The organism is Halopseudomonas maritima, assembly GCF_021545785.1.
In the GTDB taxonomy this organism is placed as follows: Bacteria; Pseudomonadota; Gammaproteobacteria; order Pseudomonadales; family Pseudomonadaceae; genus Halopseudomonas; species Halopseudomonas maritima.
In genome coordinates, this window is the sequence record NZ_CP079801.1 from 1951629 (window position 1) to 1977538 (window position 25910).

Annotated in this window: 21 protein-coding genes; 16 read left to right on the forward strand and 5 right to left on the reverse strand. The window is 62.3% G+C overall.

The genetic code is table 11. The features are described 5' to 3' along the window. Positions 1-80: 80 nt before the first annotated feature. Entirely contained in the window at positions 81-1520 is a 1440-nt protein-coding gene (gene zwf, locus HV822_RS08945) for a glucose-6-phosphate dehydrogenase (protein WP_238873572.1), read from the forward strand. Here the strand turns inward: zwf and HV822_RS08950 are convergent, their stop codons facing one another. Further along, on the reverse strand, positions 1521-4379 hold the full coding sequence (locus HV822_RS08950; RefSeq protein WP_238873509.1) for a putative bifunctional diguanylate cyclase/phosphodiesterase: 2859 nt from the start codon (positions 4377-4379) through the stop codon (positions 1521-1523). A gap of 456 nt (positions 4380-4835) precedes the next feature. On the opposite strand from HV822_RS08950, the gene uvrD reads away from it, so the two are divergent. From uvrD to HV822_RS08975, 5 genes are all read left to right on the forward strand, one after another. Further along, positions 4836-7010 carry a DNA helicase II gene (gene uvrD, locus HV822_RS08955; RefSeq protein WP_238873510.1) on the forward strand — a complete coding sequence of 725 codons (2175 nt, stop codon included), beginning with the start codon at positions 4836-4838 and terminating at the stop codon, positions 7008-7010. Positions 7011-7169: 159 nt separating this feature from the next. After that, on the forward strand, positions 7170-8270 hold the full coding sequence (locus tag HV822_RS08960) for a TRAP transporter substrate-binding protein (RefSeq protein ID WP_238873511.1): 1101 nt from the start codon (positions 7170-7172) through the stop codon (positions 8268-8270). A 152-nt stretch (positions 8271-8422) separates the two neighbouring features. Further along, entirely contained in the window at positions 8423-8953 is a 531-nt protein-coding gene (locus HV822_RS08965) for a cytochrome b (protein ID WP_238873512.1), read from the forward strand. A gap of 279 nt (positions 8954-9232) precedes the next feature. Then, a complete protein-coding gene (locus HV822_RS08970) occupies positions 9233-9946 on the forward strand; it encodes a lipopolysaccharide kinase InaA family protein (RefSeq protein WP_238873513.1) in 714 nt (237 codons plus the stop codon). Between the two features lie 14 nt (positions 9947-9960). Beyond that, on the forward strand, positions 9961-10428 hold the full coding sequence (locus HV822_RS08975) for a GNAT family N-acetyltransferase (RefSeq protein ID WP_238873514.1): 468 nt from the start codon (positions 9961-9963) through the stop codon (positions 10426-10428). Positions 10429-10478: 50 nt separating this feature from the next. On the opposite strand, the gene HV822_RS08980 is transcribed toward HV822_RS08975, so the two are convergent. Continuing rightward, entirely contained in the window at positions 10479-12146 is a 1668-nt protein-coding gene (locus HV822_RS08980) for a 2-isopropylmalate synthase (RefSeq protein WP_238873515.1), read from the reverse strand. A 275-nt stretch (positions 12147-12421) separates the two neighbouring features. Between HV822_RS08980 and HV822_RS08985 the strand changes: the two genes are divergently transcribed. From HV822_RS08985 to HV822_RS09015, 7 genes are all read left to right on the forward strand, one after another. Further along, positions 12422-13207 carry an AraC family transcriptional regulator gene (locus HV822_RS08985; protein WP_238873516.1) on the forward strand — a complete coding sequence of 262 codons (786 nt, stop codon included), beginning with the start codon at positions 12422-12424 and terminating at the stop codon, positions 13205-13207. A 101-nt stretch (positions 13208-13308) separates the two neighbouring features. Next, complete coding sequence (locus HV822_RS08990; protein WP_238873517.1) at positions 13309-13761, forward strand: RDD family protein; 453 nt, start codon at positions 13309-13311, stop codon at positions 13759-13761. Positions 13762-13772: 11 nt separating this feature from the next. Further along, the gene (locus tag HV822_RS08995) at positions 13773-14183 is read left to right on the forward strand and encodes a thiol-disulfide oxidoreductase DCC family protein (RefSeq protein WP_238873518.1); all 411 of its coding nucleotides are present in this window, start codon (positions 13773-13775) and stop codon (positions 14181-14183) included. Between the two features lie 110 nt (positions 14184-14293). Next, positions 14294-15130: a signal peptidase I gene (gene lepB / locus HV822_RS09000; protein WP_238873519.1), complete on the forward strand. Its 837-nt coding sequence runs from the start codon at positions 14294-14296 to the stop codon at positions 15128-15130. Between the two features lie 353 nt (positions 15131-15483). Then, positions 15484-16161 carry a response regulator transcription factor gene (locus tag HV822_RS09005; RefSeq protein ID WP_238873520.1) on the forward strand — a complete coding sequence of 226 codons (678 nt, stop codon included), beginning with the start codon at positions 15484-15486 and terminating at the stop codon, positions 16159-16161. Further along, positions 16158-17420, forward strand: coding sequence for a sensor histidine kinase (locus HV822_RS09010; RefSeq protein WP_238873521.1), 1263 nt, complete (start codon positions 16158-16160; stop codon positions 17418-17420). Before HV822_RS09005 ends, HV822_RS09010 begins: the two co-directional genes overlap by 4 nt. A gap of 117 nt (positions 17421-17537) precedes the next feature. Beyond that, the gene (locus HV822_RS09015) at positions 17538-18230 is read left to right on the forward strand and encodes a class I SAM-dependent methyltransferase (protein ID WP_238869623.1); all 693 of its coding nucleotides are present in this window, start codon (positions 17538-17540) and stop codon (positions 18228-18230) included. A gap of 15 nt (positions 18231-18245) precedes the next feature. Here the strand turns inward: HV822_RS09015 and HV822_RS09020 are convergent, their stop codons facing one another. From HV822_RS09020 to HV822_RS09030, 3 genes are read right to left on the reverse strand one after another with little or no spacing between them, the layout of a single operon-like run. Next, the gene (locus HV822_RS09020; protein WP_238869624.1) at positions 18246-19622 is read right to left on the reverse strand and encodes a TRAP transporter large permease; all 1377 of its coding nucleotides are present in this window, start codon (positions 19620-19622) and stop codon (positions 18246-18248) included. Next, positions 19622-20182 (reverse strand): TRAP transporter small permease subunit, encoded by a 561-nt coding sequence (locus HV822_RS09025; protein ID WP_238869626.1) that lies wholly within the window; start codon positions 20180-20182, stop codon positions 19622-19624. Before HV822_RS09025 ends, HV822_RS09020 begins: the two co-directional genes overlap by 1 nt. Before the next feature lie 39 nt (positions 20183-20221). Then, a complete protein-coding gene (locus HV822_RS09030; protein ID WP_083723866.1) occupies positions 20222-20614 on the reverse strand; it encodes an acyl-CoA thioesterase in 393 nt (130 codons plus the stop codon). A 234-nt stretch (positions 20615-20848) separates the two neighbouring features. On the opposite strand from HV822_RS09030, the gene HV822_RS09035 reads away from it, so the two are divergent. From HV822_RS09035 to pstA, 3 genes are all read left to right on the forward strand, one after another. Next, positions 20849-21817, forward strand: coding sequence for a PstS family phosphate ABC transporter substrate-binding protein (locus tag HV822_RS09035; protein ID WP_238869628.1), 969 nt, complete (start codon positions 20849-20851; stop codon positions 21815-21817). Positions 21818-21931: 114 nt separating this feature from the next. Next, positions 21932-24208, forward strand: coding sequence for an ABC transporter permease subunit (locus HV822_RS09040; RefSeq protein WP_238869629.1), 2277 nt, complete (start codon positions 21932-21934; stop codon positions 24206-24208). 71 nt (positions 24209-24279) lie between these two features. Continuing rightward, positions 24280-25896, forward strand: coding sequence for a phosphate ABC transporter permease PstA (pstA, locus tag HV822_RS09045; protein ID WP_238873573.1), 1617 nt, complete (start codon positions 24280-24282; stop codon positions 25894-25896). Positions 25897-25910: the final 14 nt, after the last annotated feature.

Here is a 25910-nt window from a genome sequence, read left to right on the forward strand (position 1 = left end):
GGCTTGTAGTTATACTACAAAAAGCGTCGCCGTGTGGCAGGGGAGGAACAGAGGTGGCACAGACGGGCATCAGTTGTGACATGGTGGTATTCGGCGGTACTGGCGATCTGGCCATGCGCAAGCTGCTGCCAGCGCTCTATTACCTGCACCGCGATGGCCACCTGCATCCGCACACCCGCATCCTGGCACTGGCGCGTGCCGAGCATAGTCTGGAAAGCTACTGCAAGCTGGTCAAGCGGCACGTCAGCCAGCACGTTGCGCGTCGCGACTTTGATGCCGCGCAATGGGAGCGCTTTGCCGAACGACTGGATTACCTGTCGCTGGACGTCAGCCAGCGGGTCGCCTTTCCGCGCCTGACCAAGGTGCTGGAGCCCGGTAATGGGCGGGTTCGGGTGTTCTATCTGGCGACCATGCCGGCGCTGTTTGCTGCGACCGTGCAGCACCTGTCTTCGGTTGGGCTGGTCGACGAGCACGCTCGGGTGGTGCTGGAGAAGCCGTTGGGCGAAAGTCTGCAGACGGCTAACGAAATCAACGACCGCATCGGCAAGGTGTTCGCCGAGTCGCGGGTATTTCGCATCGATCACTACCTCGGCAAGGAGGCGGTGCAGAACCTGCTGGCGCTGCGCTTTGGCAACGCCCTGTTCGAGCCGTTGTGGCGCAATGCGCACATCGATCACGTGCAGATCAGCGTGCTGGAAAGCGTCGGCGTGGAGAACCGCGGTGATTACTACGACCGAGCCGGCGCCATGCGCGACATGGTGCAGAACCATCTGCTGCAGCTGCTTTGCCTGGTGGCGATGGAAGCGCCCGTGCACTTCGAGCCCGAGGCGGTGCGTAATGAAAAACTGAAGATTCTCGAAGCCCTGCGACCGATCACCGGTATGGATGTGCAGGATCAGACCGTGCGCGGTCAGTATGCGGCCGGGCAGTATGCCGGTGAGCGGCTGCCGGCCTACTACTTCGAGAAGAAGGTTGACCACGACAGCAATACCGAGACCTTTGTTGCGCTCAAGACCGAGGTCGACAACTGGCGCTGGGCCGGGGTGCCCTTTTATCTGCGCACTGGCAAGTGCATGGCGCAGCGCAAGTCGGAAATTGTCATTCAGTTCAAACCTGTTCCCCATCGCCTGTTCCCGCGTAGTGGCGACAACCCCGAGAACAACCGCCTGATCATCAGCCTGCAGCCGGATGAAGGTATCCGCCTGTCACTGATGGCCAAGTCACCGGGGCGTGGCATGGGCTTGCAGAACGTGGATCTGAACCTGGATTTTGCCGCCGCCTTCACGCGGCGGCGCTGGGATGCCTACGAGCGTTTGTTGCTGGATGTGATCGAGGGGGATGCCACCCTGTTCATGCGTCGGGATGAGATCGAGGCGGCCTGGCGCTGGGTGGATCCGATTATCGAGGGCTGGGGCAACGTCTATCGCTCGCCAAAGCCCTATCCTGCCGGCAGCTGGGGCCCGGATGCGGCCGACAGCCTGCTGGAGCGCCTGGGCCACACCTGGCTGGATCAGCGCTGATCAGCTGTCCTGATCGAGCAGTTGGCTGGTGTTCTGTTCCAGCAGCTGGGTAAAGGCTGCGGCCTCGATCGGTTTGCTGATGAGGTAGCCCTGGACTTCGTCGCAGCCATTGGCCTTGAGGAAGTTTAGCTGACCTTCATGCTCAACCCCCTCCGCTACCACCTTGAGCGACAGGCTGTGCGCCATGGCGATGATGGCCAGCACGATGGCGTTGTCGGCGTTGGCGTCGTCCAGCTCGGCGACAAAGGCGCGGTCAATCTTCAGGGTGTTGATCGGGAAGCGCTTGAGATAGGCCAGCGAGGAGTAGCCGGTGCCGAAGTCGTCGACCGACAGGCTGACGCCCAACGCCTGCAGCGCTGCGATATTGTTAGCCACCTGGTCGCTGTCCTCGGCCAGCATGCTCTCTGTGAGTTCCAGCTCCAGCAGTCTGGCCGGCAGGTTGTGGCGCTGCAGGGTGTGGCGTACGCGCTCGGCAAAGCCCTCCTGGCGTAGTTGCTGGACCGACAGGTTGACCGATACAGCCACTGACTGAGGCCCTTGGTGGCACCAGATTGCGGCCTGCTCGCAAGCGATATCCAGCACCTTTTGACCCAGCGCCACAATCAGTCCGGTCTCCTCGGCGATGGTGATGAAGTCGCCGGGCATGACCAGCCCTCTGTTCGGGTGCTGCCAGCGTACTAGGGCTTCGGCGCTGCCGATGCGGTCGCTGGACAGGTGCAGCTTGGGCTGGAAGTGCACCACCAGCTGACCCTCGTCAATCGCCTTGCGCAGCTGGTTTTCCAGTTGCAGGCGGTCAAGGCTGTAGGCACGCAGTTCACGGGTGTAAAACTGCAGCCGGTTGCCGCCCAGGTACTTGGCGTGTTGCATCGCCTGGTTGGCCTGGGTAAGCAGCAGCAGGCTGTCGCGGGCGGTGGAGGGGAAGATGCTGATGCCGATAGAGGCGGTGGTGACCAGCTCGTGCTCGGCAATCAACATGGGCTGGCGCAAGCTCTCGAGCAGCCGCCCTGCGAGGTCGGCCAGGCGCTGATTGTCATCCGCGCGCTCGACGATGACCACAAACTCGTCGGCCGACAGGCGGGCCAGCGTGTGCTGGCTGTCGACCCCGGCGCTGAGGCGGCGGGCAACCTCCTGCAGCAGGCCGTCGGCGACGGCGTGGCCCAGGGTAACGTTGATGTGCTTGAAGCGATCCAGGTCAATATGCAGCAGCGCGACGCTCTGGTTGTGCTGGCGGGCACTGGCAATGGCATCCTGCATCCGTTCGGTAAACAGGCTGCGGTTGGCCAGCTGGGTCAGCGGGTCGTAGTTGGTCAGGTACTGCAATTGCTCTTCGGTCTGACGGTGGGTGGTCAGGTCGGCAAAGAAGCCCACGTAGTGGGTCAGCTGGCCGCCAGCATTGCGCACTACCGCCAATTGCAGCCAGGTGGGGAAGGGCTCGCCATTGCGTCGGCGGGCCGTCAGTTCGCCCTGCCAGCGGTCCTGTGTCTTGAGCATGTGCTGCAGGTGCATAAATTGCTGGCGCAGGTCGTCGCTGCCGCTGATGTCGAGGATGTTGCGGCCGACAGCATCCTCCTGCGACCGCCCGGTTATGACGCTGTAGGCCTGATTGACTGCCAAGATGTCGAGCGTCGGGCTGAGGATGAAAATGCCCTCGGAGGTGGCCTCGAAGACGGTTGAGGCCAGCTGTGCCTGTTCATCGTGATGCTTGCGTGCGCTGATATCGCGGCGCGTGCCGATCATGCGCAGGACACGTCCGTCGCTGGCGCGCTCCACGGCCCGGCCGCTGTCTTCCACCCAGAGCCACTGGCCGCTGCTGTGACGCACGCGGTACTCCATGCGATAAGCCTGGGACTGGTTTTTCATATGCCGCACCAGGGTTCTGCGCACTGTGGTGACGTCGGCGGGGTGCACCAGCGGGCGCAGGTCCTGACGCATGCTGGGGACGTACTCGTCGGGCATGCCAAACAATGCATTGAGGCGCGAGTGGTAGACCTTGTCGGTGCTCAGGTCCCAGTCCCACAGGCCCAGTTGGCTGGCCTCCATGGCCAGGGTCAGTTGGGCTTCGCTGGCCTGCAGATCGAAGGTCGCTTTCTCCAGGGCAGCGGTACGCTGGCGTACGCGCTCTTCCAGGTCATCGTGGCTGTCGCGCAATGATTGCTCGGCCTGGCGGCGCTGGCTGATCTCGCGGGTCAGCTGCTGGTTCAGCTCCTCCGCGCGCTGATGCGCGTGACTGAGATTGCCCAGCAGGGCTTCGTTGCGCAGGTTGGCGATCAGCGCATTGCGCATGGTGCGGTGGATCAGCGCGGTGGCCAGCAAGGTAAAGCAGAACATCAGGCCGCCGGTTTGCGCCCAGACCAGGCTGCTGGGGGCGTCGTCCAACAGCAGGTAGACCACCGGCGGTAGCCAGGCGGGCAACATGAATGAGGCAAAGGCGGCGTAGCGCGGGGCGTAGAGCACACCCACGCAGATACTGACGCCACCAGCAATGCTGTACGTCAGGGCTTGCAGGGGAAAGTTGTCGAGTGGCGTGAGGCCGATATGCACCCAGCTCAGGCACAGGCCGGAGGCCAGGTTGCCCAAATGGAAGTACCGGCTCCAGCGGCGCTGCAGACGCGCCTGGGTGGGCGCCAACCAATACCGGCGCACCAGCGCCTGGCGCGTCAGCGCCAGCAGGCCGAGCAAGGCAAACCATAGCAGCAGGCTGTTGCGTGCGCCTTGGGCCCAGGCCAAGGGGGTGATCAGTGCCGCAGCGCCCAGCAGCAACCATTGCGGCAAACGTGACTGGGCATACAGCTGGTTCATCTGCTGCAGGCGCAACTCGTTGCGGGGTATGGGGCTGAAGGCCGGTGGATGGGCGCTCATGCTGCGGCGCTGCTCCGTTGTCCGTTGACGCTAATTGTTGTCATTGTTGTGTCTATTGGTTCGGCTCGGGTGCCTGATTAACCTTACACCAGAGGGCGTGTCCGGCACAGTCCCTGATGTGCAAAAAACACCTTGGCAAGCCTCTATCTCGGGAATTCGACGCATGCTGAGCGCGCTGGCAGGCGTGCGCGCAAGGCCTCCAGTGACCCGGCCGGTGCTGTGAGCGGGGCTGTCTTGAGCGCTGCAGCCGAAATTGCCCATTTGAATTCAGCAGCTAACCCGCCAGGGACGCACTGATTAATGCCGAACGTCCGGCAGGGCGAGCGCCCAAGTATGCATCTGGCTGCGTTGCGCTGCTTGCCAATAGACCCAACCGCATATCGCGCCTTGCATCTGCCCGCCTGAGCGTTCGCACAGGGCTTGTGGAATTGATCCGTGCTTCCCTAGAATGCCGCGATGGATATTTCCCACCTGCTTAATTCTCTCAACGAAGCCCAGCGCCAGGCGGTCAGCGCCTCGGTTGGTCAGCAACTGGTGCTGGCCGGGGCCGGCTCCGGTAAAACCCGCGTACTGGTACACCGTATCGCCTGGCTGGTGCAGGTCGAGCAGGCCTCGCCCTGGAGCATCCTGTCGGTCACCTTCACCAACAAGGCGGCCCATGAAATGCGTGGCCGCATCGAGCAGTTGCTCGGCATATCGCCGCAGGGCATGTGGGTTGGCACCTTCCACGGCCTGGCGCACCGTCTGTTGCGCGCGCACTGGCGCGAGGCCGGGCTGGTTGAGCAGTTTCAGATCCTCGACAGCGACGACCAGCAGCGGCTGGTCAAGCGGGTTATCCGTGAGCTGGGGCTGGACGACAACCAATGGGCGCCGCGGCAGGCCCAGTGGTGGATCAACTCGCAGAAGGATGAAGGCCTGCGTCCGCAGCACATCCAGCCAGCGGGTGACCTGTACATGACTACCATGGTGCGGATTTATGAGGCCTACGAGCAGGCCTGCAACCGCGCTGGTGCGGTCGATTTTGCCGAGTTGCTGCTGCGTTCGCTTGAGCTGTGGCGCGACAACCCGGCGCTGCGTGAACAGTACCGAGCGCGCTTCAAGCATATTCTGGTCGACGAGTTTCAGGACACCAACGCGGTGCAGTACGCCTGGCTGCGCCACCTGGCGGGCAACACGCCCAGCCTGATGGTGGTGGGCGACGATGATCAGTCCATCTACGGCTGGCGCGGCGCGCGCATCGAGAACATCCAGCAGTTCCAGACCGATTATCCGAATGCCGAGATGATCCGCCTGGAGCAGAACTACCGCTCTACCGCGACCATCCTCAAGGCGGCCAACGCGCTGATCGGCAACAACGCCGGACGCCTGGGCAAGGAGCTGTGGACCGACGGCAACGAAGGCGAGCCGATTGCTCTGTACGCCGGCTTCAACGAGCAGGACGAGGCGCGCTTTATTGTCGAGCGTATCGAGCAGGGTATTCGCGACGGCCTGAGCCGCAGCGAGATTGCCATTCTGTATCGCTCCAACGCCCAGTCGCGGGTGCTCGAAGAGGCGCTGCTGCGCAGTGGCATCCCCTACCGCATCTACGGCGGACAGCGCTTTTTCGAACGGGCAGAAATCAAGAACGCCATGGCCTATCTGCGCCTGATGGGCAGCCGCGGCGATGACGGTGCGCTGGAGCGCATCATCAACCTGCCCACCCGCGGTATTGGCGACAAGACCGTCGAGCTGCTGCGCCAGCAGGCGCGTGAGCAGGATGTCTCGATGTGGCAGGCGGCCTGCGACCTGCTCGACAACAAGGGCTTGCCGGGCCGCGCCGCCAATGCGGTGCAGGGCTTTATGGTGCTGATCGAGGAGATGGCGGAGCGCGCCGAGGGGGTGCCGCTCTACAGCCAGGTGCAGATCGCCATCGAACACAGCGGCCTGCTGCGCTTTCACGAGCAGGAGAAGGGCGACAAGGGCCAGGCCCGGGTAGAAAACCTGGAAGAACTGGTGTCTGCCGCGCGCGGCTTTGAAAACGACATGGCCGATGCCGAAGACGAAGGCGACGTACTGCTGGCCTTCCTCGCGCACGCCTCGCTGGAAGCCGGTGAAACCCAGGCCGACCGTTTTGAAGACAGCGTGCAGCTGATGACCCTGCACAGCGCCAAGGGTCTGGAGTTTCCACTGGTGTTCATGGCGGGCGTTGAAGAAGGGCTGTTCCCGCACAAGATGAGTCTGGAAGACCCGGGTCGTCTGGAGGAAGAGCGCCGTCTGGCTTACGTCGGCATCACCCGGGCAATGCAGCAACTGGTCATCACCTGGGCAGAAACCCGCCGCCTCTACGGCAGCGAAACCTTCAACAAGGTCTCGCGTTTTGTCCGCGAGGTGCCGGGCGAGCTGATTCAGGAAGTCCGGCTGGGCAGTCAGGTTACCCGCCCGTTTGGTCCGGCCAAGGGCGGCCTGTTTGCCAGCGAGGCCACCGAAAACACCGGCTTCGCCCTCGGCCAGCGCGTGGAGCACGCCCTGTTTGGCGAGGGTGTGGTACTCAACTACGAAGGCCAGGGTGCGCAGGCGCGCATTCAGGTCAACTTTGACGACGAAGGCAGCAAGTGGCTGATGGTGGCGTATGCCAAGCTGCAGGCGCTGTAGCGCCAGCAGCGGCTGGAAGCTGGAGGCTGAAAGCTGAAAGCAGTACGCCGCCGGCTTGACCGCCAGGGCCTGACCCAGCACATCATTGGCTTCTAGCTTCTAGCTTCTAGCTTCTAGCTTCTAGCTTCTAGCTTCCGACCTGACGAGAGACAAGAGCAAATGGATAGACGTAACTTACTGGCCGCCGCTGGCCTTGGTCTTGGGGCGGTGGCGTTGGCTGGGTGCAAGGACGACAGCGCGCCGGCGGGCGAGGCGAGCGGGGCGCCGGAGCAGCGCTTTCGCTGGAAAATGGTCACCTCCTGGCCGGAGAACTTCCCTGGTCTCGGTACTACCGCGCAGCGCTTTGCTGACACCGTAGCGCGTCTATCCAATGGTCGCTTGAGCATTCAGGTGTTTGCCGCCGGTGCACTGGTGCCGGCGCTGGAAGTCTTTGATGCGGTCTCCAGCGGTACCGCCGAGCTGGGCCACAGCGCGGCCTACTACTGGAAGGGCAAGAGCGCAGCAGCGCCGTTCTTTACCGCTGTCCCCTTTGGCATGAACGCGCAGGAAATGAACGCCTGGCTGTACGAAGGCGGTGGGCTGGAGTTGTGGCAGAAAGCCTATGAGCCGCTGGGTGTGGTGCCCTTGCCCTGCGGCAACACCGGTGTGCAGATGGCCGGTTGGTTCAACAAGGAAATCAACAGCCTGGATGATCTGCAAGGCCTGAAAATCCGCATGCCCGGTTTTGGCGGCGAGGTGCTGGCGCGCGCCGGTGCTACCACCGTCAACCTGCCCGGTAGCGATATCTTTACCTCGCTGCAGACCGGCGTGATCGATGCCAGCGACTGGGTCAGCCCCTATAACGATCTCGCCTTCGGCCTGTATCAGGCGGCCAAGTACTACTACTACCCCGGCTGGCAGGAGCCCTGCGCGGTGCTGGAGCTGACGATCAACAAGCAGAAGCTGGCCGAGCTGCCGGATGACCTGCGCGCCATCGTCATCGAGGCCGCCCGTTCAACCAACCAGGCCATGCTGGACGAATATGGCCGCCGCAATGCCGAGGCCCTGCACACGCTGGTCAATGAGCACGGCGTACAACTGCGTCGCCTGCCTGACTCGGTGCTCGACCGCCTGCGCGACATCAGCGGCGATGTGTTGGAAGAAACTGCTGCCATGGACCCGCTCAACCGTGAGGTCTGGGACTCGATGCAGGCCTTCCGCGAGCGCATTCAGGCGTGGCACGCGCTGGGCGAGAAGGCGATGTACGATTTGCGCAGTTGATGTAACTGCACATGTATGGACAGGCTTTTACAGTGCGCATCGCTTTAGACTAGGCGGGTGCCGATTGATCACGGATGCCTTAGCGAGCGAAACGTGTCGGCGCTTCCCTAGACCCCGATGAACGGGGCACGCCTGAATAGTAGGAGAAAAGCATGTCCGTAAAAGATAGCGCCGCGCGGTACGGCGTGGTGAGCCGTGTGCTGCATTGGGGGATGGCGCTGTTGCTGCTCTGGCAGTTTCTCAGCGCTGGCGCGCGCCTGTTGCTGGAAGATACCCCGATTGAGGCGTTTTTCTGGTCGACTCACAAGCCGCTTGGCTTTCTGTTGTTTGCGTTGATCTGGCTGCGTCTTGTTTGGGCGCTGGCGAACCGGCAGCGTCGGCCTGCGTCGGTTGGCCTGCCCGCCACCCTTGGGCACCTTGGGCTGTATGCCTTGCTGATTGCGGTGCCCGGTCTGGCACTGCTGCGTCAGTACGGCTCAGGCCGCGCGTTTGAGCCCTTTGGTCTGCCGCTGATGGCGGGCTTTGACGGCAAGACCGAGTGGATGATCAGTCTGGGCAACGCCTTGCACAGCTGGCTCGGCTGGACGCTGTTGGCGCTGATTGTCGGGCATGCGTTTATGGCGCTGCTGCATCGCCACAGCGCTGGCCACACCGATGTGCTGCCGCGTATGTGGAGCAAATAGGTCTGCCCGCCGTGCCCGCGCTGACGTCGGCTCCCTTCAGATAGGCCGACAACACTGCGGATCAGCCGCCAGTGAAGGGCGAGCCACGACTTAGGCAGTCGAGTGTCTGCCTGTGGCAATCGTCGTTTTCGCCGATGATCGCAGCTGAAGTATTTATTTTGACCATACCTGGCAATAGTGGGTAAGGTGATTGGTATTTCCAAAAAATCACCTGTCCCACTGGCGCAGTCCTTGCAGTTCGGCGTCAGACAGTGCGTGACGACAGCGAGGCATAACAAGATGCTAGACAAGACGCATCCCGGGTTCAGTGACTGGTGGGGCCGTCAGGGCGACTGGGTAGAACAGCCCAATGAGCGTCGCGAGGGCAACAGCGGCGTGCAGCGGCTGACCGATCAAGACTTAACCCTGTATCTCAAACGCCAGACCGGCCACCTCAGCCGCTCGGTGCGTTATCCCCTGGGGCGCCCCACTGTGGTGCGTGAAGCCTGGGCTTTGGAGGCTTATCGCGCCGCCGGCGTGCGAGTGCCGCAGATGCGCTTTGCGGGCGCGCGCAAGTACCAGGGCCAGTGGCAGGGGCTGCTGGTGACCGAAGAGCTGCGCGACTTCATCAGCCTTGATGACTGGTATGCCGGTGGTGCCAGAGCGCAGCATGGTGACGCCGTGCACCGCCACATGTTGCGTGAGCTGGCCAACTGCTTGAGCCTGGCGCATCACGCCGGACTGCAGCACGGCTGCCTGTACTCCAAACATATTTTCATCCGGGTACGCAGTCGGGGAGTGGAAATAGCGCTGCTCGACCTGGAAAAAAGTCGCCGCCGCTGGCGCCGCAGCGCTGCCGTGCGCCACGACCTGAAGCAGCTTTACCGACACCGTGGACCGATGCCCGAGGCGGACTGGTTCCAGTTGCTGGAGGATTATCGTCAGGTCGCTGAGATCGCGCCCAGCGAACGTCTGCTGGGCCGCAGAACGCCGGTCCGGCGGCGTCGGGCCTAGGCGATGCCCCAAGCGTGAGTGACCTGCGCATTGGCCTGGCCACCCCGAGCGACGCTGAGCGGGTGGGGCGGCTGTTTGATCTGTACCGTCAGTTCTACGAGCAAGCCGCCGATCTGCCCGGCGCAATTGCCTACCTGCACGCCCGCCTGCAGAACGGCGAGTCGGTGGTGCTTATGGCAGAGACCGCCGAGGGTGAGCTGGCGGGCTTCTGCCAGCTGTACCCGACCTTCTGTTCGGTGGATATGGCCCCTATTTGCGTACTGTACGATCTGTTTGTTGCCGCTGACTTCCGTCGTCAGGGCATTGCCGAACAGTTGCTGACGGGGGCCGGGCAGCAGGCCAAGGCCCGTGGCGCGGTGCGTATGGAGCTGGCGACGGCGCTCACCAATACCTCGGCACAACGGCTTTATGAGTCGACCGGTTGGGTTCGCGACGACGCCTTTTTTCATTACGCCAAAACACTGTCAGTGCCGGTGAGCTGACCTGCGCCAAGGCGGCACCCGGCTTGTGTCGGGTGCCGCCTTGTCTTTGCTCAATCTGCTGCGCCGGTGAACCGGGCGGCGGCACTCAGCACCGCCAACACCGAGGCCGTCGCCATATTCGGGTGCCGACCGACGCCAAAGCGCGAGCCGGGCACGCCGGGCATGACGGCTTCAACCATCGCGACTGCCGTAGCATCTGACCCTGCTCCCAGGCTGCGCTCTTCAAAGCTGTCGATACGCATCGGCAGCTCCAGGGCTGCGACGGTGGCGGCTATCGGGCCGTTGCCCGAGCCTTGGATGGTTCTGACGGCGCCGTTGCCGTCGGCCAGCTCCAGTGTGATGCCTTGACCGTCCGGGTGCTCGAACAGCCGGTGACTGCGGTAGATGAAGCTCGACTGCGCCTGCGTTGGTGCGAGATAGGTCTGTTCGAAAATCGCCCAGATCTGCTCGCTGCTCAGCTCCGTCTCACTGGCGTCGGCCAGCGCCTGAACGATGGCGCTGAACTCGATCTGCATGCGGCGTGGCAGGCTGATGCCGTTGTCGCGTTGCAACAGAAAGGCAATGCCGCCTTTGCCCGACTGGCTGTTGACGCGCACGATGCTGTCGTAGGTGCGGCCGATGTCCTGCGGATCAATCGGCAGGTACGGCACGCGCCACATCGCGCCGGCCTGTTGCGCAGCAAAACCCTTGGCGATGGCATCCTGGTGTGAACCGGAGAACGCGGTGAAGACCAGATCACCGACGTAGGGGTGGCGCGGATGAATCGGTAGCGCAGTGCACGCTTCGGCCACGCGCGCCACGGCGGCGATGTCGGAGAAATCCAGCCCGGGCGCGATGCCCTGGGTGTAGAGGTTCAGCGCCAGTGTCACCAGGTCGACATTGCCGCTGCGCTCCCCATTACCAAACAGACACCCCTCGACCCGTTGCGCACCTGCAAGGATGGCCTGTTCTGCGCAGGCTACGCCGGTGCCCCGGTCGTTGTGGGGGTGCACCGAGAGGGTGATGTGCTCGCGTCGCGCCAGGCGCGGGTCCATCCATTCGATCTGATCGGCAAACACGTTGGGGGTCGACACCTCCACGGTGGTCGGCAAGTTGATGATCATCCGGCGCTGCGGGCCGGCATCCCAGGTACGGATGGCGGCGTTGCAGACCGCCAGTGACACTTCCAGCTCAGCCATACAGAAGGTTTCCGGCGAGTATTGCAGCACCCACTCGGTTTCCGGGTGCGCGGCCGTCAGCCGTTTGAACAAGGCAACATGGTGCTCAACCATCTCGATGATCTGCGGCACGCTCATGCCAAAGACAAGTTCACGCCAGGCGGGCGCCACCGCGTTGTAGAGGTGCACGATGACCCGCCGGGCGCCTGCGACGGCGCGCACCGTTTCGCTGATCAGGTCTTCGCGCAGCTGGGTCATGACCATCGGGGTGACATCGGCGGGAATCTGCTGCTCGTCGATGAGCTGGCGCACGATGTCGAAATCTGTCCGCGAGGCGGCCGGAAAGCCGACCTCGATTTCCTTGAAGCCGATACGTACCAGTTCATGAAACAGGCGCAGTTTGCGCTCAGGGTTCATCGGTTCAAACAGCGCCTGGTTACCGTCACGCAGGTCGGTAGACAACCAGATTGGCGCATGGGTCATGGTGCGCGAGGGCCATTGACGGTCAGGCAGAGCGACGGGGGTGGCCGCGCGGTACTTCTGGGACGGATCAGGCAACATGGGAAACACTCCAGAGAAATCGTTTGCTCCTGACTCCCCTGGCTTGGCTGCAGCTGACGTCGGTCGGGGTCAGGGGGAGTCAGGATGGGTCGTGGCGCACATGAACGCGCGCCGACCCCGACCGAAAATCAGCGCTAGTAGCCGTTGCGAGAGACCGATTGCAGACATGCGTGAACAGACCCGGTAGTGAGAGGTGCGGTTGATGGTAGGCTTGCGGGGTGTGTCTATCTACATAAAAACAGACAAATTGTTTATCTATATGGACAGCGTGCGAGATGGGCTTTCTCTCTCCTGAACAGGGCGGTCATGCGTTGGACCCGAACCCGGACGGCCTGCCGGTATCTGGTGTGGCGGTTCATTATTCGGCCGGTCATGTGGTGCCTGAGCACCAGCATCGGCAGGGGCATCTGATCTACGCCGACCGTGGCCTGTTGCGGGTGGAAGCGCAAAGCGGGCAGTGGCTGGTGCCCCCCACGGCGGCCGTCTGGCTGCGCGCCGGGGTACCGCATCGGCTGGTGGTGCCCGTTGCGCTGCAGGCGCACGGTCTGTTTGTGCGCGAGGACGTATGTGCGCGCCTGCCGGCGGTCGATTGCGTGGTGCACGTTTCGGGCTTGCTGCGCGAGCTGATCATGGCACTGAGCCAAAGCGACGCCCCTGCTGGTGCCCGGCGCAGGGCGCTGCTCGGCGAGCTGCTGGTCGAGGAGCTGCACGCTCAACCAGTGCTGCCGCTGCATTTGCCGTGGCCGGCTGGCGGCGCACTGCAGCAGGTGTGTCAGGCACTGGTGGACGACCCGGCTGATAGCGCCACGGCTGCCGAGTGGGCGAGCAGACTGGCCATCGGCGACAAGACATTCCATCGGCGCTTTTTGCAGGCGACCGGCATGACCTTTGGCAGGTGGCGGCAGCAGCTGCGGTTGATGTCGTCGCTGACGCTGTTGCTGCAGGGGTTGCCGATCACTCAGGTTGCGCTCGCCAGCGGCTATGACAGCCATAGCGCCTACAGTACGGCCTTCCGTAAACAGTTCGGGCAACCGCCTTCGGCCTTCGTTGCGAACCGCTAGACGTTGCGCTGCAATGACCTGGTTTGCCTGGCAGCGGGCGCACACGCCGCAGGCCAAGCCTGATATGCTCGCGGGATTCTCATCTGCCCAAAGGACTGACCATGAGCGAGCCCCAATACGCCGGTTTCTGGCTGCGTTTCGGCGCAACCATTATTGATTCCGTGATCTTCGGTCTGGTGCTGATGGTGCCGCTGACGCTGATCTACGGCGAGCGTTACTGGATCGACGAAACCATGGTGCACGGCGCCTGGGATGTGTTGCTCAGCTACGTTGTGCCCTTTATCGCCACGCTCTGGTTCTGGCGCCGCTTTCTCGGTACGCCGGGCAAGATGCTGCTGCGTCTGCGGGTGGTTGATGCGCGTAGCGGCGAGCCCCTGCCGCTGGGCCAGTGTGTGCTGCGCTATATCGGCTATTTTGTGTCTGCCTTGCCGCTGTGTCTGGGCTTTCTCTGGGTGGCCTTTGATTCACGCAAGCAGGCTTGGCACGACAAGATCGGTGGCAGCGTGGTGATCGTCGAGCCCCGAGAGCCGGTGCGCTTCGAAGGCCGAGAGTAAGAGACGCAAGCATGAGCGTTGCCGAGACGCCGGTGATCCTGTTCGATGGGGTCTGCAAGCTCTGCAGCGCCTGGACCAATTTCATCATCAAGTACGACGCCGAGCACCGCTTCCGGCTTTGCAGTGTGCAGTCGGCGGCTGGTCAGCGGCTGCTGGCGCAACACGGCTATCCGACCGATATCTTTGAAACTATGCTGGTAAGCGATGGCAGGCGCTGTTTCGAGAAGAGCGCCGCGTTCTTCTTCGTCATGAATCGGCTTGGCTGGCCGTGGCGCGGCCTGCTGGTGTTTCGGCTGATTCCGCGCCCGCTGCGCGACTGGCTGTATGACCGCATTGCGCTGAACCGCTACCGGCTGTTTGGCCGTTACCAGCTGTGCCAGCTGCCGTCTGCCGATCACGCTGGGCGCTTTGTCGATGAGTAGGGATGAGCGCTGAGGCTGGGCCGCTGAATCGTCGCCAGCTGCAACCCTGAGGCGGTGTCGCGGTCCAATCGGGAGTTGGGCCACTGCGGCCCGTTTTCCAAGGAGTGGTTGTGTCGACAGTGTGGACTCCCCGAGTGTGGCTCAGCGTGGTGCTGGGCATCTTCCTGCAGCCCTTCGTGTTCCTGTACGTCAACCGGCCAGGCTTGTTCTGGCTCTACCTCGTCGCCAGCCTTGTTACCGCCGGGGTGGACTGGTTCTTCGGGCTCGCGCTGACCCTGGCGTTCAGCCTGATCTGCCCGTTGCATGCGGCCTTGATTGCGCGCCGCTATGACCCGGCACAAGCGCGTCGCTGGTACTGCCGTGCCTGGGTGCCGGTTGGCCTGTATCTGCTATTGATGACCAGTATTCTCGGTACCCGCCTGTACTTGTACGAACCCTATTCGGTGCCCTCGGCGTCAATGCATCCGACCCTGCTGGAAGGCGATCTGTTTATTGCGCAAAAGTGGGGGTTTGCCCACCGCAGCCTGTTTGGCCAGCGGCTGCCGGGCAGCGGCCTGGTGGATACCGCGCGCCTGCGCCGTGGCCAGGTGTATGTGTTTTATCCGCCGGACCAGCAGGTGTTGTACGTCAAACGCCTGATGGCGCTGCCGGGTGACGTGATCGCGCTCACGCCGGATGCGGTGGTGGTCAACGGTCAGATTCTGCCCCGCACGCTGTTGGTGGATGCAGCAGGTCGCCGTGTCTACCGCGAGAGTAACGGCGGGCAAAGCTATCGCATTCAGGAGCTGGATGACGCGCCGCCAGGCGAGGTGCGCACCTTCAAGGTGCCGCCCGACCACTATTTCTTTCTGGGCGACAACCGTGACAACTCCAACGACAGCCGTTACTTCGGCAGTGTGCCGGCCGAGCACATTGTCGGAGAGCTGGTTTGGCATTGGCGCGACTGACGCAGGCGTCAGCTCGCGTCCACGGCCACGCGCTGAACAGCCACTGGGTTGGCAGGGCGTCGCTGCGCTGGGGGACAGGTTGGGCGCGATGGAGTGCAAGTGCACCCCAACTCGTCCCAGAGCATTCATTCGACCACGACGGTAAATAGCATCAGGCCGGCGGGCTACCTGCAGTAGGCACAGATGTTAGCGCTGGCGGCACAGGCGCCTAGGCGTAGAGCAGGAAGCTGGCGTCGTATATGACGGTCCGTGGTTGAAATCGACCGTCGCAGTGTGGTGATCTTGCTGTCGGCGTAGCGTCAACGCGCTGTGAAAATGTCGTCAAGCTGCGTTGTTTTTCGGAGAGCTCCTGCATGCGTATTCTGGTCATCGAGGATAACCGCGACATCCTCGCCAATGTGATGGACTACCTGCAGCTCAAGGGCTACACGGTGGATTGTGCGCAGGACGGGGTGTCCGGACTGCACCTGGCGGTCAGCGATCATTACGACCTGATCGTGTTGGACATCATGCTGCCCGGCATAGATGGTTATCAGCTCTGTCAGCGGCTGCGTGACGACGCCGGACGCGATACCCCGATCATCATGCTGACCGCGCGCGATGCGCTGGATGACCGGCTCAAGGGGCTCAACGTTGGCGCTGACGATTACCTGCTCAAACCTTTCGCCTTGTCTGAGCTGGTGGCCCGTATCGAGGCCATTTTGCGTCGCAGCAGTGGCGGCGGGCGTCATCGGCTGCAGGTCGGTGACCTGAGCTATGATCTCGACACCCTGCAGGTCAGCCGCGCCGGCCAGGCGCTCAAGTTGAATCCGGTCGGTCTCAAATTGCTGGAAGTGCTGATGCGCAAGAGCCCCGCAGTGATCCGCCGCACTGTGCTGGAAGAGGCGCTGTGGGGTGATGAGCTGCCCGACAGTGACAGCCTGCGCAGCCACATTCACCAGTTGCGGCAAATCCTCGACAAGCCCTTCGAAACGCCGTTGATTCACACCGTTCATGGCGTTGGCTACAGCCTTGCGGAGCCCTTGTCGTGATTCGCAAGCAGCCGCTGCGGCGGCGCATCGTGATTGCCTTTACCCTGATGACGCTGGCGGTCAGCGGAGTGTTTTCCCTGGGTATCGTAGCGATCGTGCACTTTGTCGAAGAACACCTGGTATCGCAGGAGATGGGCGAGGAGCTTGATAGCGTCCTGCGGCAGGACCTGGCGCAGGGGCTGCCCCCTCGGCTGGACGCCAAGACCCGCTTGTATGCCTCGCACATGCCAGGCTATGAGATCCCGGCGCGCTTGCGCGATATGCAAGAGGGATTCAGCGAACTGGTTGATAACGATCATGCTTTGTACGTCTACGTGCGTCAGATCGATCTGCAGCGCTTTGTACTGGTGCAGGAGCAGGCTGAGTTTGAGGCGCGGGAAAATATTCTATTCGCTGTGGTGTTTGCCGGGTTTCTGCTCAGTGTGCTGCTCGGAGCGCTGCTTGGCTGGCTGATGGCGCATAAGATTATGGCGCCGATTACCCGCCTGGCGAGCCAGGTACAGCACCGCGACCAACTGTTGCCGCTGGCCCCACCGCTGGCTCCGGACTACGCCGATGACGAGGTCGGTCACCTGGCCGAAGCGTTCGATGCGACGCTCAGCCAGCTGCGCCGTTCGCTGGAACGTGAGCGCTTGTTTACCGGTGACGTCAGTCATGAGCTGCGCACTCCGTTGATGATCATTGCTACCTCGACCGAGCTGCTAGAGGCCAGCGATCTGGGTGAGCGGGAGCGCAGACAGGTGGATCGTATTGCCCGCGCTGCCGAGGAAATGAACGAGTTGGTGGGTACCTTCATGTTGCTGGCGCGCGCCAAGGGTCAGGCTGTGCGTTTGACCGGTGATTCCCGGTTGCTGGATATTGCGCGTGAACAGAGCGAGCGCTGGCAGCGCGGTTTTGCCGATAAGGGGCTCTCTTTCAAGCTGGTTGTCGAGGCAGAGGACGCGGGCAGTTACCACCCGGGGCTGCTGGCGACGGTGATCTCCAACCTGTTGCGCAATGCGCTGCACTATACCGAGCAGGGAGAGGTGCGTTTGGTGTTGCAGCAGGGCGGGTTCCGGGTTGAGGACGCCGGGCCTGGGGTGCCGTCAGAGCAGCAGAGTGAGATATTCGAGCCGTTCGTGCGTTGCGCCGAGGCACGTGGCGAGGGGCTAGGGCTTGGCCTGTCGCTGGTCAAGCGCATCTGTGCCCACCAGGGTTGGGCGGTGACCATGTGCTCGCCGGCCTCGGGCGGCAGCTGTTTTGAAGTCATCTTTGCTTGAGAACCGGTGGCGCGGGGGATTAATTGCCGTTTTCACGAAATTTTGACATCCCTTTGACGGGGCCTTGATCCTCTGCTGAATAGCCTGACAGCACCTACCACTGTCAGGGTCACCGTCATGTCCGAAGTCAAACCGATCCAGCTCGCGTTCTCCGACAAGTACGACCGCAATCATTCCCAGCAGTATCTCGACAAACATCAGGCCGGTCTCTCGCGCCGACTGTCCAACTGGCGCGACATGCAGCTCGCGCGCCGGGCGTTGAAAGATGCCGGTGAGCCGAATCTGGTGCTGGATCTGCCCTGTGGTGCCGGTCGCTTTTGGCCATTGCTGGCCGAAGCGCCAAATCGGGTGATTCTGGCGGCCGACAACTCGGCCGACATGATTCGCACGGCGGTTGCCGGGCAGTCGCCTGAAGTCGTGGCGCGGGTTAAGTCGTTTCAGACCTCAGCCTTTGATATTGAGTTAGCTGACAACGCCGTCGACAGCATCTTCTGCATGCGGTTGATCCACCATGTGGCTGACCATGAGCACCGACTGGCGCTGTTACGTGAGTGCGCGCGGGTCACCCGGGACACGCTGATCATTTCGCTGTGGGTTGATGGCAACTACAAGGCCTGGAAGCGCGCCCGACTGGAAGCACGCCGTGCGCAGAAAGGGCGGACCGGACAAAACCAGAATCGCTTTGTGGTTGCGCGTGATGTGATTGAAGCCGAGTTTCGTGAAGCCGGTTTCAGCGAAGTCAGCCATCACGACTTTCTGCCGGGCTACGCCATGTGGCGGGTGTACGTGCTGCGCAAGGCGAACCCGTGAGCGCTGTCATCCCGGCTACTTGGCCAGCAGGCTGGGTAGCCAGGTAATGAGCCCCGGCCAGCAGGCGGCAATCGCCAGCATCATGAGCTGAATCAGGATAAAGGGCAGCACGCCCCGATAGATTGCCGAGGTTGGAATCTCCGGCGGGGTGACGCTGCGCAGATAGAACAGCGACAGGCCGAAGGGCGGTGTGAGGAACGAGGTCTGCAGATTCAGCGCGATCATCACGCCCAGCCAGACCGGGTCCACGCCCATGCTCAGCAGCACCGGGCCGACGATCGGCACCACCACGAAGGTGATCTCGATAAAGTCGAGAATGAAGCCCAGCAGGAAGATCGCCAGCATCACCACCAGCATGGCGGTAAAGGCACCACCCGGCAGCGAGTGGAACAGCTCGTGAATCAGCTCGTCACCGCCAAAGCCGCGGAATACCAGCGAGAAGATGGACGCGCCCAGCAGGATCATGAACACCATGGCACTGATCTCGGCGGTCGCCTGGGCCACCTCGCGCAGCTTGCCGAGATTCAGCTGGCGCTTGAACAACGCCAACAGGCCGGCGCCCAGGGCGCCAACGGCGGCGGCCTCGGTAGGTGTGGCAACGCCTGCCAGAATCGACCCCAGCACCGCCATGATCAGTAGCAGCGGCGGCAGCAGGCTGCGCAGCAGCTGCGTGACCGACACCGCGCCACTGTCCTGCGGCGTGGGTGCCGGCAGCTTTTCCGGCTGACGCAGGGCAACGAACGCCAGATAGGCCAGGTACAGCAACACCAGCAGCAGCCCTGGCAGCAGTGCGCCGACAAACAGATCGCTAACGGTGACGGTCTTGGGCGAGAAGATACCCAGCTTCTGCTGGGCCTGCTGATAGGCGTTGGAGAGCACATCGCCCAGTAGTACCAGGATGATCGAGGGCGGAATGATCTGCCCCAGCGTGCCGGTGGCGGCCAGGGTGCCGGTTGCCAGCGCCGGATCATAGCCCCGGCGTAACATGGTCGGCAGGGCTAGCAGGCCGAGCGTGACCACGGTGGCGCCAACAATGCCGGTACTGGCTGCCAGGAGTGCGCCGACGATGCACACTGAGAAGGCCAGCCCGCCGCGCAGACTGCCGAACAACCGCGACATGGACTCCAGCAAGTCTTCGGCAATCTTCGACTTTTCCAGCATCACGCCCATGAACACGAACAGCGGTACGGCCAGCAGTGTCTGGTTGGTCATGGTGCCGTACAGGCGGCTGGGCAGGGCGCCGAGAAAGCTGGGCTCAAACAGGTTGAAGAGGATGCCGATACCGGCAAACAGCAGGGAAACCCCGCCCAGGGTAAAGGCCACCGGGAAGCCCGCCATCAGCGCCAGGCAGAGGCATACGAACAGGGCAATCGCCATGATTTCACCGCCCATTACAGGTGCTCCTCATGGCTTGTCGGCAAATGCGTGTTGCTAACGCCGCCCAGCACCGCCAGGGTCTTGAACACCTGTGCCAGTCCTTGCAGCAGCAAGCTGGCGACCAGCAATAGAATGAAGCTCTTGTGTATGTAGACCCAGGCAAGGCCGCCGGCATCGGCCGAGCGTTCCTGGCGTTGCCAGGACATGGCGACGTAGTCCCAGCAGTTCCACGCCAGAAACAGGCACATCGGCAATAGAAACAGCAGGCTGCCGAGCAGGTCGATCAGCGCCTTGCCGCGATTGCCCATGCGCCGGTAGAAAATGTCGACACGGACATGGGCGTCGCGCTGCAGCGCCCATGCGGCGGCGCCGAGAAACACCAGCGAGTGGGCGTAGAGGATGACTTCCTGGGTGGCGGTGGCACCAATGCTGAAGCCATAGCGCAGCAGCACCACGGCGCAGGTCAGCAGCACCATCAGTAGCGTTAGCCAGGCAACCGTGCGGCCGAGCAGGCGGGTGCCACGATCAATGTGCCCGGCAAGATAAAGCCCGGCGGAGAGCAAGCGTTGGGTCATGTAGCTGGTGTCCATCAGGGGTTGGGGATGCCAACCTGCTCAGGACGGAATCACCCGGGTACGACCGCGGTCATCAATGGCAACGAAGACAAAGGTGGCTTCGGTGACCTTGCGGCTCTCATCGTGGGCCAGATCTTCGCTCCAGACTTCGACCAGGATCTTGATCGAGCTGCGGCCAATGTCCAGCACCTCGCCGTGAAACGCCAGCTGTGCACCCACCGGCACCGGGACCATGAAGCCCATGCGGTCGATGGCGACCGTGGCGACGCGGCCACGGGCAATGCGTGCAGCAATGCTGGTACCAGCGGCGTCCATCTGTGCCACCAGCCAGCCCCCATAGATGTCGCCAAAGCTGTTGCAGTCGCGTGGCAGGGCGGTGATTTTGAGAGCCAGTTCGCCCTGTGGCACGGGATCGGTATCTAAATCGTGCATTGGTAGACTCGGTAATGGTCTATTGTATTTGTTGTGCCGTGCCTCGGCGCGAGCCCGTTACGCGGCAAGCCGCCTATGGTAAGGGATTGCCGCCTGCCTCTCAATCATTGTCTGGCAGCGTTCTGCTGCAGATTCTGCGCTTCACACAATTGTCATAATTCGTGAATAGAGTTGTCACAACCCGCTCTGATACTGAGTCGCGTGTTGCAAACACTACCTCAACAGGAGAATGACATGAAACTCAAGCGCTTGTTCGCTGCCGTGACCTTCGCTGCTACCGGCCTGGTTGCCGGCACCAGCTTTGCCGCCGTTGATCCGGCCCTGGAAGACTACCAGCGCGTTGGCGGTGTATCCGGCAACCTGTCCAGCGTTGGTTCCGACACTCTGGCCAACATGATGACCCTGTGGGCCGAAGAATTTAAGCGCCTGTACCCCAACGTCAACGTACAGATTCAGGCCGCTGGTTCCTCCACTGCGCCACCGGCACTGACCGAAGGTACCTCCAACCTGGCACCGATGAGCCGCATGATGAAGGACAGCGAAATCCAGGCCTTCGAAGAGCGCTATGGCTACAAGCCGACCGCTATTCCGGTTGCTATCGATGCCCTGGCTGTCTTCGCACACAAGGACAACCCGATCGAAGGCCTGACCATGGCTCAGGTTGACGGCATCTTCTCTGCTACCCGTCTGTGCGGTGGCGATGATCTGGACACCTGGGGCAAGCTGGGTCTGACCGGCGCCTGGGCTGATCGTGACATCCAGCTGTACGGTCGCAACTCGGTATCCGGCACCTACGGTTACTTCAAGGAAAACGCTCTGTGTAAGGGTGACTTCCGCAGCGGTGTAAACGAGCAGCCCGGTTCTGCTTCTGTTGTTCAGTCGGTCAGCCAGTCGCTGAACGCAGTGGGTTACTCCGGTCTGGGCTACAAGACCTCCAGCGTCCGCGCTGTTCCGCTGGCAGCTGAAGAAGGCCAGCCCTTCATCGAAGCCAACGAAGAGAACGCCATCGCCGGTACTTACCCGCTGTCGCGCTTCCTCTACGTATACGTGAACAAGGCGCCGAATGGCGAGCTGGCTCCGCTGGAGCGCGAGTTCGTCAAGCTGATGCTGTCCAAGCAGGGCCAGGAAGTGGTCTTCAAGGACGGTTACGTGCCGATGCCCAAGCGTGCTGTGGACAACGTCCATCAGGAACTGGGCTTCTAAGCAGCAGCTTTTCGGCATGGATGCCAGGAAAAGGGGGGTGTCGACGACACGCCCCTTTTTTGCCGTCACCTGGCTGTAACCAATCCGTCATATTGACCCTGTAGGGTGTGCGCCATGACTACTCAATCCCCACCCAAAACCTCTCGCGTGGACTTCAATACGCCAGCGATGCAACGCCACCGGGCGGCGCGTCATTTCAAGGATCACCTCACCCGCTGGTATGTTGCGGTGGGCGGTCTGGGCGTTATTGTGGCCGTTCTGTTGATCTTCCTTTACCTGCTGTATGAAGTGCTGCCGCTGTTCGGTGGTGCCGAAATCGACGAGCAGGAGCGCTACAGTGTGAGCTGGGTGCAGGCCAACGACCCGCCGTTGTTGCTGGCGATGGAAGAGCAAGGCGAGGTGGCGATCCGCGTGGCCCGCAGTGGTCAGGTGAGTTTCTTCAAGGCGCAGGACGGGCAACCGGTTCTGCAGCAGCAACTGCCGATTCCGGCTGGCGTGGAAGTGACCAGCTTCAGCGTCGAAACCCCCAATTCTCGTCGCTTTGTGGTGGGCCTGAGCAATGGCCAGGTGCTGATTGCCCAGCACAACTACAAGGTGACTTACCCCAATGATGTGCGTTTGATCACCCCGAGCCTGGCGTTCCCCTACGGCGATGAGCCGATCACTCTGGATGAGCAGGGTCGCGCGCTGACCCAGGTGGCCATGAGCGGTGACAGCAGTGGTCTGGTGCTGGCGGCCTCCGCAGGTCGTGAGTTGGTTGGCATCAACGTCAGCGTCACCCGCAACATGATGACCGGGGCAGAGACCCGCAACGAGCGCGCCCTGGATCTGGAGGCCTCGGCGGGCGAGGTGCGGCAGATTCTGATCGATCCGCTGCGTCAGTGGATGTATGTCGTTAACGGCGAACAGCACGTGGATGTGCTGGCGCTGCGCAAGGGCGGTGAACTGAACGGCCGCTACCGCCTGCTGGAAGGTAGCGGCAAGGCGGTCACCTCGGCCAATCTCATGCTCGGTGGCATCTCGCTGATTGTCGGCGACAGCAGCGGTGGTCTGGCCCAGTGGTTTATGGTGCGCGGCAATGGCAACCCGCAGCTGACCCGGGTGCGTGACTTTGACCAGCAAGAGGGCAACGCCATTGCGCTGATTCAGCCGGAAGAGCGCCGCAAGGTATTTCTCAGTCTGGATGCCGAGGGGCAGCTGGGCGTTTACAACTCGACCGCCCATAACAATCTGCTGGTCGAGCCCCTTGGTGGCGAGCAGGTACAGGCCTTTGCCATCGGCCCACGCGCCGACCACCTGCTGGTCGAACACGATAATGGCCAGCTGAGCTACTGGGATGTGCACAACGAACATCCTGAGGTGTCCTGGAGTTCACTGTGGGGCAAGGTCTGGTACGAGAGCTATCCCGAGCCCGACTACGTCTGGCAGTCCACCTCGGCTACCTCCGAGTTTGAACCCAAGCTGAGCCTGGCGCCGCTGACCTTCGGCACGCTGAAGGCCGCGTTCTACGCGATGCTGCTGGCGACCCCGATAGCCATCGCGGCGGCCGTTTACACCGCGTACTTCATGGCCCCGGCGATGCGCCGCAAGGTCAAGCCGGTGATCGAGCTGATGGAAGCGCTGCCGACCGTGATTCTGGGCTTTTTGGCCGGTCTCTGGCTGGCGCCGCTGCTGGAGGACAACCTGCCGGGCATCGTCTCGCTGCTGATTCTCACCCCCATCGTCTTTATTCTGTTTGCCTACCTGTGGAGCCTGGCGCCGCCCAAGCTGCGCCAGCGCGTCCCCGATGGCTGGGAGGCGGCGCTGCTGATCCCGCTGTTGATCGTGCTGGGCTGGTTCTGCTTCACCATGAGTGTGTACGTCGAAGCCTGGTTCTTCGGTGGTGATATGCGCGTGTTCCTGACCCGCGACCTGGGCATCAACTTCGACCAGCGCAACTCACTGGTGGTGGGCTTGGCGATGGGCTTTGCGGTGATTCCGACCATCTTCTCGATTGCCGAAGACGCCGTCTTCAGTGTGCCGCGTCACCTGACCCAGGGCTCGCTGGCGCTCGGCGCATCGCCCTGGCAGACCCTCAGCCGCGTGGTCATCCTGACCGCCAGCCCGGGCATCTTCTCGGCCGTCATGATTGGCATGGGCCGCGCCGTGGGTGAAACCATGATCGTGCTGATGGCCACCGGCAACACGCCGATCATGGACTGGAACATCTTTGAGGGTATGCGCACCCTGTCGGCCAACATCGCCGTCGAGATGCCGGAATCCGAGGTGGGCAGTACCCATTACCGACTGTTGTTCCTCGCTGCGTTGGTGCTGCTGAGCTTTACCTTCCTGATGAACACGGCCGCAGAACTGATCCGTCAGCGTCTGCGCAAGAAATACGCGTCACTCTGAGCAGGGGAATCAAGACAGTGAAACAAGGCAACTTCACAACCTGGTTCAAATCCGGCACCCCCTGGATCTGGATGAACGGTGGCGCGGTCGCAATTGCCGTGATCATGACGCTCGGCTTGCTGGCGATGATTGCAGTGCGCGGCCTGAGCCACTTCTGGCCTTCCGATGTCATTGAAGCCGAGTACACCATTCCCGGGCAGCCGAGCATCACGCTGATCGGTGAGGTGACCACTCGCGAGCAGGTGCCGACTGAGCGCCTGCAGGGCGCAGGCCTGCCGGTAGACCCGGAGCAGAGCGAGTTCATGGATCGCGAGCTGCTCAAGGTGGGCAACCGTGACCTGAACGGCGCAGACTTCCGCTGGATTGTCGCCGATTGGCTGGAAAACGAGCGTTTTCCTGAAGAGGTCGTGGTCGTTGAGCGCCGTGAGTGGGGCAACTTCTACGGCTACATTCAGCAGGTCAAACAGAACGGCGAGGTCATTGCCGAAGGAAATGAAGCCTGGACCGCGCTGCAGCCGGCCGTGGAACGCGCGCTGGAGATCTACAGCGACATCCACGCGCTGGAAACCGGCGCCATCGGCAAGATCAACGCCGAGCTGGAGCGCATTCGTCTGCGCGAGCGCGGTCTTGAGTTGGACAATGCCCTGACCCCGCAGGCTGAGGCCGAGCTGGCGGCCGAGCGCAAGATTCAGAACGACCTGTACGCCGAGCTGGAAGCGCAGCTGGTGGGCTTGTATCAGGAGTTCAACCGCGACAGCGTGCGGTTTCGCTCCATGGATGGCCGCGAGGTTGAGGTTAACCTGAGCAAGATCGTGCGGGTGTTCCAGCCCAACGCCATGGGGACCGTCGCCAAGATTGGTCACTACTTCAGCAAGCTGTGGGAGTTCGTCAGCGACGAGCCGCGTGAAGCCAACACCGAGGGTGGGGTGTTCCCGGCAATCTTCGGTACCGTGATGATGGTGCTGCTGATGTCGATCATCGTGACGCCGTTCGGCGTGCTGGCGGCGGTTTACCTGCGTGAATACGCCAAGCAGGGTGTGGTGACCCGCACCATCCGCATCGCCGTGAACAACCTCGCCGGCGTGCCTTCAATCGTCTACGGTGTGTTTGGTCTGGGCTTCTTTATCTACCTGCTGGGCGGCAACATCGATCAGCTGTTTTTCCCCGAAGCGCTGCCGGCGCCGACACTGGGTACCGGCGGTCTGTTGTGGGCCTCGTTGACCCTGGCGCTGCTGACCGTGCCGGTGGTGATTGTGGCGACCGAAGAGGGCCTGACCCGGATTCCGCGCTCGCTGCGTGAGGGCTCGCTGGCCCTCGGCGCGACCAAGTCGGAAACCCTGTGGAAGGTGATTCTGCCGATGTCCAGCCCGGCCATGATGACCGGCCTGATTCTCGCCGTGGCCCGCGCCGCCGGTGAGGTGGCCCCGCTGATGCTGGTGGGTGTGGTCAAGCTGGCACCGAGCCTGCCGGTCAACGGCAACTACCCCTATCTGCACCTGGACCAGAAGTTCATGCACCTGGGCTTCCACATCTATGACGTCGGCTTCCAGAGCCCCAACGTCGAAGCGGCCAGGCCGCTGGTGTACGCCACCGCGTTGTTGCTGGTGGGTGTCATCGCTGCGTTGAACTTTGCAGCGGTCTCCATCCGTAACCACCTGCGCGAAAAGTACAAGGCACTGGAAAACTGATAACCCTTTCTAGG